Source organism: Nonomuraea sp. NPDC049684, from assembly GCF_044465345.1.
In the GTDB taxonomy this organism is placed as follows: domain Bacteria; phylum Actinomycetota; class Actinomycetes; order Streptosporangiales; family Streptosporangiaceae; genus Nonomuraea.
The window spans coordinates 17,778-29,776 of sequence record NZ_JBITLO010000031.1 but is presented as its reverse complement, the minus strand read 5'-3'; the positions used below and the strand labels follow the sequence as shown (position 1 = coordinate 29,776).

The window sequence follows — 11,999 nt, the reverse complement described above, 5'->3', positions numbered from 1 at the left end:
CTGTGCCTCAACGTCGAGGTGCTCTCCAGCGACGGCATGTCCATCGAGATGCGCGACACCGACGAGGACGTCTTCCGCGCGGCGGAGGAACTCGGCATCGATCTGTCCCGGCGCGAGCCGAGCAGCGTGGACGAGGTCTGAACGGTCCCGTGCTCCACTGCGGCGCGCCGGGCCGGAGAAGGGTCCGGCGCGCCGCGGTGGAGCAGGACCGCAGGGGCCCGCCGGGGGCTCAGCCCGCGGCCTGCCGCACGAGGGCGGCGATGCGCGCCTCGGTGTCGGGGGTCAGCTCCTTCAGCGCGAAGGCGCTCGGCCACATGGCGCCGTCCTCGAGGGGCGACCCGTCGTTGAAGTCGAGGGTGGCGAAGCGGGACTTGAACTTCGCCGCGGGCTTGAAGAAGCACACGACGCTGCCGTTCCTGGCATAGGCCGGCATGCCGTACCAGGTCTTCGGCGTCAGGTCCGGCGCGGCGGCCCTGATGATGGCGTGCACCGCCTCGGCCAGCACCCGGTCGTCCTCGGCCATCTCGGCGATCTTCTCCAGCACGTCGCGCTCGCCGTCGGCGGCCGACGCCTTCCCGCCGCGCCGGGCGGCCTTCTTCAGCTCGGTGGCGTGCGCCTTCATCGCCGCGCGCTCATCCTCGGTGAAGCCCTCGAAACCCTTGTCGGACGCGGCGGTGTTCTTCGCGGTGCTCATGGTGAAATCTCCTTCTCTGTGGGGTGAATGCTAGTGCTGACCGTTTTATGGATGGTGTCGCTCAGCCCCACGCGCCGGCGATCTGCCGGGTGCTGGCGTTGAGCCGGTTGAACAGGTTCGTCACGCCGATCATCAGCACGATCGCGGCGAGCTGCTTCTCGTCGAAGTAGGTGGCGGCCCGGTCCCAGACCTCGTCGTTGACCGCGTCGGGCCGGTCGGCCAGCCGCGTGGCGGCCTCGGCCAGCTCCAGCGCCGCCCGCTCCTCCTCGGTGAAGTACGGGGCCTCCCGCCAGGCGGCCACCGTGGCCAGCCGGTCCTCGCTCACCCCGGCCTTGCGGCCGCCCTTGACGCCCGCGTCCACGCAGGCGCTGCACCCGTTGATCTGGCTGATCCGCAGGTGCACCAGCTCCAGCGTCGCGGCGTCCACCCCGCCGGCGTGCACCGCCTTGAACAGCTCCTGGATCGACTGCATCGCGCCGGGCAGAACGGAGGCCGGGTTCTTCATTCGGGACTGCATGGTGGTTCTCCCTTTTCCCTGGTCGGCGCCCCGTCCCCCGGGGCGTGACTCCATCTCAGCGCGTCGGGCCCGCCGCCACGATGCCCGTGGGACACCGTGGGACAGCCGGAACGCCGTTGGCCTGCGGCGATTCGTCCCGGTAAGTTTCTTCCGCGACGGGACAGAGAGGCAGGAACGCGTGACTCGACAGCAGACGGCGGACCCCCAGGACGAGCTGGCCACCCGGCTGCGCCTGCTCCAGGAGCTCTCCGGGCACGGCGTACGGGCGCTCGCCCGCGAGACGGGCCTCAGCTCGTCGTCGTTGTCGCGCTACCTCAGCGGCCAGTCGGTGCCGCCGTGGGCCGCGGTGATCGAGCTGTGCCGCCTGGTCAAGCGCGACCCGCGCCCCCTGCGCCCGCTCTGGGACCGGGCGGCCAACCCCCTTCCCGCGCCGCCCAAGGCGAGCCGCCAGGTCCAGCCGCCCTCCGCGCCCGCCGGCGCTCCCCGTCCGCCGCGCAACGACCTGCCGCGCGACGTGCCGGACTTCACCGGGCGCGCGGCCCATCTCGACGCCGTGCTGGCCGCGGTCGCGCAGAGCCGGGTGGTCGCCGTGGACGGCATGGCGGGCGTCGGCAAGACGTGCCTGGCCGTGCACGCCGCGCACCGGCTCGCCGCCGACTACCCCGACGCCCAGCTCTACCTGGACCTGCACGGGTTCACCGACGGCCGGGAACCGCTCGACCCCGACCCCGCGCTGCGCTCGCTGCTCGCCGCGCTCGACGTGCCCTCGGAGAAGATCCCGCAGGAGGGCGGCATCGAGCCGCTGGCCGCCTGCTGGCGGGCCGAGCTGGCCGGACGGCGGGCCGTCGTGGTCCTCGACAACGCGGCGAGCGCCGACCAGGTCCGCATGCTGCTGCCCGGCGCGGGCGAGTCCGTCGCGCTGATCACCAGCCGCAACCGGCTGCTGGGCCTGGAGGAGGTGCCGCCCGTCTCGCTGGACGTGCTCACCCCGCAGGAGAGCGCCGAGCTGCTGGCCCGCGCCAGCGGCGACCCCAGCGGGCCCGACGGGCGGCTGGCCCAGGACCCGCAGGCGGCGGCCGAGGTGCTGCGGCTGTGCGGCCACCTGCCGCTGGCCCTGCGGCTGGCCGGGGCCCGGCTGCGCCACCGTCCCGGCTGGACCGTCGGCATCCTGGTCGAGCGCATGGCCGAGGGGCCGAGCGAGTTCGACACCGCCTTCGCCATGTCCGTACGGCAGCTCGACCGGGCCCAGCGCCGCCTGTTCCGGCTGCTGGGCCTGCTGTCCGGGTCCTCCTTCGACGACTACGTGGCCGCCGCCCTGGCCGGGGTGCCGCTGCGCGAGGCGCGGACGATGCTGGAGGACCTGCTCGACGCCCACCTCGTCCAGCAGCCCTCGCCCGGCCGGTACACGCTGCACGACCTCGTCCACCAGCACGCGCGCCGGGCCGCCGAGGAGCAGGACACGCCGGCCGAGCGGGAGCAGGCGCTGGGCCGGGTGCTCGACTACTACGTGCACGCGGCCGCCGCCGCCGACGCCGCGATGCCGTACGAGTCGGGCAGCCGCGCCGCGTCGGCGGGCACCCCGCCGGCGGCTCTGCCGGCCTTTCGCAGCAAGCACGCGGCGCTGGGCTGGTTCGGCGCGGAGTACACCAACCTCATGGGCGCCTTCGAGGTGGCGGTCGCCACCGGCGCCGACGCCCACGCGTGCGAGCTGCCCCGCTTCATGCGCGCGTTCTTCGCCCGGCGCTGCGGCACCACCCACCTCAACGTGCTCTTCGAACGGTCGCTGGCGGCGGCCGAACGCCTGGGCGACCCCTGGCAGCTCGCCGAGGCGCACAGCGACCTGGGCTTCGCCCGCTACAACGCGGGCCGCATGGCCGAGGCCGGGGCCGCGTACGAGGCGGCGGCCCCCCTGGTGTCCCAGGCCGGCGACGCCCGCTCCGCGGCGGACCTGATGATGCGCCGCGGCTACCTGAGCTGGGACGAGGGCCACGTCGAGGAGCCGCTCGACCTGTTCAGGCAGGCGGCCCGGCTGTACGCCGACGCCGGCTGCCCGACGGGCGCGGCCCACGCCGCCGCCGACGAGGCGTGGGCGATGCTGCAACTGGGACGCCGGGAGGAGGCCGCCCGGCTGGCCCGCGACGTGCTGGAGCAGACGCACGGCGAGCCCGGCTGGCCGGCCACGCTGACCGCCCGGATCACCCTCGGCATGGCGATCGTCCACGAGGAGCCCGGCGAGGCAGCGCAGCACCTGAGCCAGGCCCTGGAGCTGGCCCGCGAGGACGGCCACAAGCACAACGAGGCGTGGTGCCTCAACTGCCTGGGCGTCGCCCTGCGCCAGATGGGCCGCCACGAGGAGGCGCTGGAGAGCCACCGGCAGGCGTTCGCCCTCCTGGACGAGCTGTTCGAGGAGCACTGGAAGGTGCACTTCCTCTACGGCTACGCCGAGACCTGCCGCCTGGCCGGCCTGCCGGAGGAGGCGCTGCGCCTGCACCGCCAGGCCCTCGACCTGGCGCCCAAGGTGGGCGCGCGGCACAAGGAGGCCCTGGCCCACGAGGGCATCGCGGCCGTGCTCGACGAGAGCGACCCGGCCGCCGCGGCCGAGCACCGCGCGGCGAGCCAGGCCATCCGCCGCGAACTCAACCCGGACGCCTGACGCCCTCCTCGTCGGTGGCGGGCCGGGCGGCGGCCGCGCGGGCCAGCTCGGTGCGGTTGGCGACCTGGAGCTTGGCGTAGACGTGCGCCAGGTGGGTCTTGACCGTGCCCCGGCTGACGAACAGGCGGGCGGCGATCTCCGGGTTGGACAGCCCTTCGGCGGCCAGCCCGGCCACCGACCGCTCGGCCGGGGTCAGGCTCTCCCACCCGGACTCGGGCCGGCGGCGCGGCCCCCGCGCGCGGGTGGCGTGGGCGAGCGCCGTGTCCAGGTCCATCGCGCGTCCCCGCTCGACGGCCGCGCGCAGTTCGCGGCCCTGCTCGCCGTCTACGGGCGGGAGGGGGCGGGGCGCGGCCCCGAGGTCCGCGCGTGCCCGCTCGGCGGCTCCGGCCAGCACCCCGGCCGCCTTGACGGCCCCGCGGCGCAGGTCGAGCAGCGCCAGCGACTCCAGGCCGGCCACCTGGCCGAGCACGAGGCCGTGGTCGACGTGGATGCGCAGGGCCTCGTGGTGCAGCCGCAGCGCGCGTTCGGGGTCGCTGTCGTGGGACAGCAGCGCCAGCTCGTCCAGCACTCCGGCGCGCACCCGCGGCATGCGCCCGGTGACCGGCGAGCGCGACAGGGCCTCCAGCAGCCGCGCCGCCGCCGCGTGCGCGCCCGACCGGCGCAGCGCCGCCGCCAGGACGAGCTGGGTGTCGGGGGCCAGCCACGCCGCGTCCGGCTCCTGCTGCCAGCGGCCCTCCCGCCAGCACCATTCCACCGCCTCGTCCGGCCGGTCGTGCCCGAGGGCGAGCATCGCCTTGCAGCGCTCCCAGCCGGTGATGAACGGCAGCCGTCCGAGCCCGTCGATCAGCCGGTCCACGGGCTCCAGGGCGGCGGCGGCCTCCTCCAGGCGGCCCTGCAGGATGCGGATCTCGGCCAGGACGACCCGGGCCGAGCCGGTCCAGTGCAGGTCACGCAGCGGTTCCGCGGTCGCGACGGCCCGTCCGGCCAGCTCGGCGGCCCGCTCCGGCGCGCCCGACCGGGCGGCGGCCAGCGCCCACCAGCCCAGCGCGAAGGAGGCCACGCCGCGGTCGCCGCGCGCCACCAGCCGCTCCGCGGCCCGCTCGAAGCACTCGATCGCCCGCCGGTAGTCGTCGCCGAGCACGTGCACCAGGCCGGCGATCGCCTCGGCGCTGTCGGCGACGAACCCGTCCCCGGCCCGGACGGCCTCGTCCCGCACCGTGCGGGCCTCGGCCAGCGCCTCGGGCAGGCCCGTCGCCAGCAGGCCGAGCGCGATCAGCGGCCCGGCCGGCCGGGCGGCCTCCGGGACGCCGGCCGCCTCGGCCAGGTCCCGCGCCGCCCGCGCCACCTCGAACGCCTCGATCCCCGGCTCGGCGGTGTTGAGCACGAGCGCCAGCGCCGCCAGGACGCGGGCCTGGAGCGGGCCGCGCTCGTCCGCGCCGAGCGCCGCGGCCCGGCGCAGCAGCGCGGCCCCCTCGGCGCCGCGCCCCTCCAGGTGCCACAGCCACGCGCAGTCCGCGGCCAGCCGCCGCCCCCGCGCCGGGTCCGGCCGTGACAGCCCCCACTCGATCGCCGCCCGCACGTTGGGATAGGCGGCGCCCAGCCGCGCCCGCCAGGCGTCCTTGTCGGTCTCCAGCAGCGGCGCCAGCTCCGCGGGCAACGCCGCGTGCACCTCCAGGTGCAGGTCGCGCGCGGCGGTCTCCTCCGCCGCCGCCGCCAGGCGGTCCAGCGCGTACGCCCGCACCACCCCGAGCATCCGGTACCGGGCCACCGGGCCGGTCGTGTCGGCCACGACCAGCGACTTGTCGATCAGCCCCCGCAGCGCCCTGAGCAGGCGCCCGGCGTCCGGCCCGCCGAGCTCGGCCAGGCGGGTGACGGCGTCGGCGGTGAAGCCCGGCTCGAACACCCCGGCGCGCCGGAACAGCACCCGCTCGTCGTCGTCCAGCAGGTCGTGGCTCCAGCTCATCGACGCCTGCAGGGTGCGCTGGCGGAAGGGGGTGGTCCGCGCGCCGCCGTCCAGGAGGGCGTAGGGGGCGCTCAGGGAGTCGGCGATCTGGGCCAGCGACAGCGCGCCCGCCCAGCCGGCCGCCAGCTCCAGCGCGAGGGGCAGCCGGTCGAGCCGGTCGCAGATCCGTCTGGCCTGCGATTCGGCCGCCCTGGCGGCGGCGGGGCCGGTCGCGTCCGGGGCGCCGGAGCGGGCGCGTTCGAGGAACAGCTCCAGCGCGTCGGCCAGCCTCATCGGCGGCACCGGCCACACCCGCTCGCCGGGCACGCCGAGCCTGGACCGGCTGGTGGCGACCACCGCCACCCGCGGGCACTCGGCCAGGACGGCCGCCACGACCCCGGCGGCGCCGTCCAGCACGTGCTCGCAGTTGTCGACCACGACGAGGAGTTCGCGCTCGCGCAGCGCGGCGGCCAGCACCGGCACCGGGTCCCGGTCGGCGGGCAGCGGGACGTCCAGCGCGGCGGCCATCCGGCGGCCGACCTGGCCGCCGTCCGTCTCCTGCTCCAGGCCGACCCAGAACACGCCGTCCGGCCACGCCCCGGACGCCGCCCGGCACAGGCGCATCGCCAGCCGGGTCTTGCCGCACCCGCCGGGCCCGGTCAGGGTCAGGAGCCGCCCGGCCGCCACCGCCTCGCCGGCCGCCGCCAGCTCCTCGGCCCGGCCCACGAACGACGACAACTCTGCCGGAACATGACGGACATCAGACATCGCCCGAAGTATGCCAGCAAATACGCCAGGGGTTCGGCGGCATCTCTGCCAGGTGGCCGATGTTCCCGGCCCGCCAGGACGGCAGGATCGTGCCCATCGGAACAAGCACCCCACCAGGAGAACCCGACATGACGCAGCACGACACCATCCAGGGCCGCAGGGTCGTCGGCAACATCTCGCTGTCCCTCGACGGCCGGGTCAGCGGCCCGGGCGGCGAGTACGACATGAGCTGGATCGTCCCGCACGCCCTCAGCGACGGAGCCCGCGACCACATGATCCGGGTGACCGGCGCCGCCACCACCGTCCTGCTCGGCCGCAGGAACTACGAGGGCTTCGGCTCCTTCTGGCCGGCCGTGGCCAAGGACGCGGACGCCGACCCCCGCGACCGGGCCTTCGCCCAGTGGCTCGACGAGACCGAGAAGATCGTCTTCTCCTCGACCCTGACGGAGGCGACGTGGCAGAACTCCCGCCTGGCCGAGACCGGCCCCGCCGCGGAGGTCGAGCGGCTGCGGGGACAGGCCGGCGGGGACGTCGTCGTCCTGGCCAGCGGCAGCGTCATCAGGGCCCTGCTGGCGGCGGACGCGCTCGACCGGCTCAGCATCACGCTCTGCCCCGAGGTGGCCGGCGGCGGCGCCCGGCTGTTCGAGGACGGCCTGCCCGCCGCGCACTGGTCGCTGACCGACCTGACGACCACCGGATCGGGCGCGATCTGCCTGCTCTACGACCGCCTCCGCCAGGGCTGAGCCCGAACCGGCGGGTCAGGCGGGGATCGGGGCGGCGGTGGCTCGGCGGCGGGCGAAGGTGAGGGCGACGACCGTCCCGAGCAGCATGCCCGCGGCCGCGACGAGCACCGCCGTGCGCATCCCCGAGGCGAGCGCGGGCCCGGTGGCCTCGCCCACCCCGCCGGCCGCGACCAGCACCGCGAGCCCGAGCGCCGCGCCGACCTGGAGCGCGGTGGAGGCCATGCCGGAGGCGATCCCCTGCTCGCCCGCCGCCACGCCGGTGGCCGAGGCGATCCACATCCCGGTCCAGGTGAGGCCCTGGCTGACGCCCGACACGACGATGCCGGGCAGCACGGCCCAGTACGAGCCGTCGGCGCTGATCCCCATCGCCAGCAGCGCGGTGCCCGCCGCCCCGCCGACGGTTCCCAGGAGCAGCGTCACCCGCATCCCGATCCGCCCGGCCAGCCGCCCGCCGAGCTGGGTGCCCAGCGCGATCAGCAGGGACGGCACCAGGAACGCCAGCCCGGTCGCCACGGCGCCGTACCCGAGCACGGTCTGGAAGTAGACGGTCAGGAAGTACGGCAGCGCGTTGAACGTGGCGCCGAAGACCAGGATGACCGCGACGGCCGAGCTGAGGCTGCGGTTGCCGAGCAGCCGCAGCGGCATGAGCGGGTCGGCGCCCGCCTTCTCGACCGCGACGAAGGCGGCCAGCAGCACGGCGGCCAGCACGAACCCGCCGGTGATCAGCGGCGAGCTCCATCCGGACTCGGGGCCCTGGATGAGCGCGTAGGCGAGCAGGCTGACGCCGCCGGTGGCCAGCACCGCGCCCGGGACGTCGAACCGGCGGCCCCGCGCGCGGGCCCCGTCGGCGGGCAGCAGCAGCCAGGCTCCGGCGATCGCGACGACGGCGAGCGGCACGTTGACGTAGAAGACCGCCTCCCAGCCCCAGGCGCCGGTGAGCAGGCCGCCGAGCAGGGATCCGAGCGCCAGCCCGCCGGCTCCGGCGCCGCTCCACACCGCCAGCGCCCCGTTGCGCGCCGTCCCCTCGGCGAAACCGGTGTTGACCAGCGCCAACGTGGCCGGGAACAGCAGCGCGCCGCCCAGTCCCTGCGCGGCCCGCGCGGCGATCAGCGCCCCGGGGCTCTGCGCCAGGCCGCCGGCCAGGGAGGCGAGCGCGAACAGCGCCAGCGCGCCGACGAACATCCGGCGGGGGCCGAGCAGGTCGGCCGCCCGGCCGCCGAGCAGGAGGAATCCGCCGTACGCGACGGCGTAGGCGCTGGCCACCCATTGCAGGGTCTGCGGGGAGAAGTCGAGGTCGGCGCCGATCCTGGGGAGGGCGACGAAGACGATGTTGAAGTCGAGGGAGGTGATGAGCTGGGAAAGGGCCAGCAGGGCGAGGATCAGGCCGGGTCGGCGTCTCATGCGCACCTTCATACGATTGTCCGGGAAAAACGTACAGTTCGGGATACTCGTACAATGGGCGGGCGTCCGTCAAATCGCCGTCCGGACATCAAGAACGGGCCCTCGCGAGATCGCGGGGCCCGTGGTTCGTGCGCGGATTCGACCGGCGCGGGGGTTACTCCTGGTCCTGCGCCTTCTTCGCGGGAAGGGCGTGGGTGAGGGCCGCGCCGAGGCAGAGCGACAGCGCGAGCCCCAGCGGGATGTTGTGCAGGGCGACGCCGAGGCCCGTGCCGATCGCGATGCCGGCGGCCAGGCCGAGGGTCCAGCGGGGGGCGCTGCGCTGCGTGTCGTTCGTCATGGTCCGGGCCTGGCGGAGCCGGCGGATCCGGCGTAGACGCCGCAGTCACCGGTGGGCGATGACAGAAGTCGTCGCTCTCGCCGTACGTCTCTCATGGCCGGTCCAACCGGTCAGGATTCGAGAAGCGCCCGGACGGGCGGCCTCCGTAGCGTTGCCCTCATCGTCGCAAACGTCTGAAGCGCCAAGGAGAAACGGCATGAAAGCGCACGTCAGCTCCATCCTCCTCGCCGTCCGCGACATGGAGGCGGCCAAGCGGTTCTACACCGAGGGCCTGGGCTGGAAGATCCAGAACGACTACGGCATCTCGGTGTTCTTCGAGTCCGACGGCGCCTCGCCTGTCGGCTTCTACGGCCGCGAGGGCCTGGCCGGCCAGATCGGGCTGAGCCCGGAGGGCAGCGGGTTCAGCGGGGTCGTGCTCACCTACGTCGTCCGCAGCGAGGCGCGGGTGGACGAGATCATGGAGGAGGCCGAGAAGGCCGGCGCCACGATCCTCAAGCCCGCCGGCGCCCTGCCGTGGGGCGGCTACGGCGGCACCTTCGCCGACCCCGACGGCTACGTCTGGAGCCTGGGTTACAGCGACCAGGGCGAGGACCAGCCCTACGCCGAGTAGCCGCGGCGGGCGCCTCCGCGGGAGGCGGTGAGGTCCGGCGCCGGCGCACGGTCGTGCCGACGCCGGACCACCGCGGACGCAGCCTGGAGGTTTGTCGGCTTTGCGAAAAATATCTTGATGAAGTAACGTCGCCCCCGTGACTGCCGGGTCGGCCTTGGGCCACGCACCAGAGAGCAGCCCGGCCCTGGCGTGACCGCCCGGCGGGCGCGCGGCCCGCCGCTTCCTCTTCTCCTCCTCAGCACGTCAGAGCAGAGACCATCACCCATGGAGAAGAGTGGATTTCAACAAGCAGGTCATCGACGAGTTCCGCGCCAACAACGGCCAGGTCGGCGGCTTTTTCGAGGGAGCGCGACTGCTCCTGCTCACCACGACCGGCGCCCGTTCGGGCAGGCCGCACACCACCCCGCTCGGCTACCTGCCGGACGGCGGCGAGCGCATGCTGGTCATCGCCTCCGCCGGCGGGGCGCCGAGGAACCCCGCCTGGTACCACAACCTGCGCGCCGACCCCCGTGCCACCGTCGAGAGCGGCGTCTTCGTCTTCGACGTCGAGGCGGAGGTCCTGGAAGGGGCCGAACGGGACGCCGCCTTCGCCCGCGCCGTGGAGAGCGACCCCGGCTGGGCCGACTACCAGGCGAAGACGACCCGGATCATTCCCGTCGTCGCGCTGAAGGTCGTGCCGGGGCCGCCCCGGTCGACCGCGCCCTCCGGCGGGGCGTACCTCAAGCTGGTGCACGACGGCTTCCGCCGCGAGCTCGCGCTCATCCGCAAGGAACTGGCCGACACCGGACGTGCCGGCCTGGGCGTGCAGCTGCGCGTCAACTGCCTGACCATGTGCCAGGGGCTGCGCCACCATCACACCGGCGAGGACACGATGTTGTTCCCGGCGCTGGCCGAGCGGCATCCCGCGCTCGCCCCGGTGATCGAGCGGCTGGCCGTGGAGCACGAGCGGGTGAGCGTGCTGGTTGCGGAGCTGAAGGAGGCCCTGTCGGGTGACGACCCGGTGCGGGTGCGCGCGGAGGTCGAGCGGCTGACCGACGAGCTCGAAGCGCATCTGGCGTACGAGGAGGAGCAGCTCGTGCCGATCCTCGACCTCCCCTGAGCCCGTTCAGGCCGAGGCGGACGCGGGTGCCGCCGGCGCGGCGGTGAGCCGCCGGGTCGAGACGGCGACGACGAGCCCGAGCGCGGCGTAGGCCGCGCCGAGCAGGCAGGCGGCCGGCCATCCCGCGAGGCTGTAGGCCCAGGCGGTGGTGATCGCGCCGAGCGCGGAGCCGAGGGAGTAGCAGGCCATGTACGCGCCGATGACCCCGCTGCTCCGGTCGGGACGCGCGGTGGTGAGCAGGTGCTGGCTGCTGACGTGCACGGCCTGCACGGCGAAGTCGAGCACGACGACGCCCGCGATCAGCAGCCACAACGACCACCCCGCCTGCGCGGTCAGCAGCCACGAGGCGGCGAGCAGCGCCAGCGACCAGCCGGTGACCGAGGACGCCAGGCCCCGGTCGGCCCAGCGGCCGGCCCGGGCCGCGCCCAGCGCGCCGGTGAGCCCGGCGAGCCCGAACAGCCCGATCTCGGTGGTGCCGAGGTGCCACGGCGTGGCGCCGAGCGGCAGCGCCAGCCCGCTCCACAACGTGCCGAAGGAGGCGAACAGGAAGAACGCGATCAGCCCCCGGCTGAGCAGCAGCCGGTCGCCGGCCGCCAGCCTGCCCAGCGACGACAGCGACCGGCCGTAGGAGACCCGCGGGCGCCGGACGTCGGCGTCGAGGACCAGGCGGGCGGCGAGCGCGAGCAGCACGCACGACGCGGCGATGACCAGGTAGACCGCCCGCCAGTCGGCCAGCTCGCCCAGCAGGCCCGCGACCATCCGGACCCCGAGGATCCCGGCCACCACGCCCGAGGTGACCGTGCCGATGTTGCGGCCGCGCTCGCCGGGCGGTGAGACGGCGGCGACGTAGGCCACCGTGACCTGGACGACCACGGCGAACAGCCCGGCCAGGGCCAGGCCCGCCATCGCCAGGCCGCCCCCGGGCGCGACGGCGGCCACCCCGGCGCCCGCCGCCGTCAGCAGCAGGTGGGCCGTGATGAGCCGGCGCCGGTCGAACAGGTCGCCGAGCGGGACGAGCAGCACCAGCCCCGCCAGGTAGCCGATCTGGCCGGCGGCGACCAGCCAGCCCAGCGATCCGTCCGCCAGCCCGAGGTCCCGGCCGGCGGCCTGGAGGACGGGCTGGATGCCGTAGACGGGCGACACGGCCACCGCGCACACCAGTGCGAGCACGATCCGTTTCCTGCCGGTCAGTCCTGGCGACATGTCACTCCCCCATCAGTTTCAATATGCAACCG

General features: G+C 74.9%; 10 protein-coding genes. 4 read left to right on the top strand and 6 right to left on the bottom strand.

Features of this window, described 5'->3' with window-relative positions; genetic code table 11:
* Window positions 1-229 precede the first annotated feature (229 nt).
* Together ACIBST_RS48765 and ACIBST_RS48760 are read right to left on the bottom strand one after the other, a co-directional pair.
* Window positions 230-694 (bottom strand): iron chaperone, encoded by a 465-nt coding sequence (locus ACIBST_RS48765; RefSeq protein ID WP_397180272.1) that lies wholly within the window; start codon window positions 692-694, stop codon window positions 230-232.
* A 61-nt stretch (window positions 695-755) separates the two neighbouring features.
* Window positions 756-1,211 (bottom strand): carboxymuconolactone decarboxylase family protein, encoded by a 456-nt coding sequence (locus ACIBST_RS48760; protein WP_397180271.1) that lies wholly within the window; start codon window positions 1,209-1,211, stop codon window positions 756-758.
* A 178-nt stretch (window positions 1,212-1,389) separates the two neighbouring features.
* Between ACIBST_RS48760 and ACIBST_RS48755 the strand changes: the two genes are divergently transcribed.
* Complete coding sequence (locus tag ACIBST_RS48755; protein WP_397180270.1) at window positions 1,390-3,864, top strand: ATP-binding protein; 2,475 nt, start codon at window positions 1,390-1,392, stop codon at window positions 3,862-3,864.
* Here ACIBST_RS48755 and ACIBST_RS48750 read toward each other — a convergent pair.
* Window positions 3,848-6,574, bottom strand: a complete 2,727-nt coding sequence (locus tag ACIBST_RS48750) for a LuxR C-terminal-related transcriptional regulator (RefSeq protein ID WP_397180269.1) — start codon at window positions 6,572-6,574, stop codon at window positions 3,848-3,850. The genes ACIBST_RS48755 and ACIBST_RS48750 overlap by 17 nt on opposite strands.
* A 128-nt stretch (window positions 6,575-6,702) precedes the next feature.
* Here ACIBST_RS48750 and ACIBST_RS48745 point away from each other — a divergent pair, with 128 nt between their 5' ends.
* On the top strand, window positions 6,703-7,317 hold the full coding sequence (locus tag ACIBST_RS48745; protein WP_397180268.1) for a dihydrofolate reductase family protein: 615 nt from the start codon (window positions 6,703-6,705) through the stop codon (window positions 7,315-7,317).
* A 15-nt stretch (window positions 7,318-7,332) separates the two neighbouring features.
* Here the strand turns inward: ACIBST_RS48745 and ACIBST_RS48740 are convergent, their stop codons facing one another.
* Window positions 7,333-8,718 (bottom strand): MFS transporter, encoded by a 1,386-nt coding sequence (locus tag ACIBST_RS48740; protein ID WP_397180267.1) that lies wholly within the window; start codon window positions 8,716-8,718, stop codon window positions 7,333-7,335.
* A 154-nt stretch (window positions 8,719-8,872) separates the two neighbouring features.
* Entirely contained in the window at window positions 8,873-9,055 is a 183-nt protein-coding gene (locus ACIBST_RS48735) for a hypothetical protein (RefSeq protein ID WP_397180266.1), read from the bottom strand.
* 196 nt (window positions 9,056-9,251) lie between these two features.
* Between ACIBST_RS48735 and ACIBST_RS48730 the strand changes: the two genes are divergently transcribed.
* A complete protein-coding gene (locus tag ACIBST_RS48730; protein WP_397180265.1) occupies window positions 9,252-9,665 on the top strand; it encodes a VOC family protein in 414 nt (137 codons plus the stop codon).
* A gap of 274 nt (window positions 9,666-9,939) precedes the next feature.
* Window positions 9,940-10,764 (top strand): nitroreductase/quinone reductase family protein, encoded by an 825-nt coding sequence (locus tag ACIBST_RS48725; protein WP_397180264.1) that lies wholly within the window; start codon window positions 9,940-9,942, stop codon window positions 10,762-10,764.
* Window positions 10,765-10,770: 6 nt separating this feature from the next.
* On the opposite strand, the gene ACIBST_RS48720 is transcribed toward ACIBST_RS48725, so the two are convergent.
* On the bottom strand, window positions 10,771-11,967 hold the full coding sequence (locus tag ACIBST_RS48720; protein ID WP_397180263.1) for an MFS transporter: 1,197 nt from the start codon (window positions 11,965-11,967) through the stop codon (window positions 10,771-10,773).
* Between the last annotated feature and the right edge of the window lie 32 nt (window positions 11,968-11,999).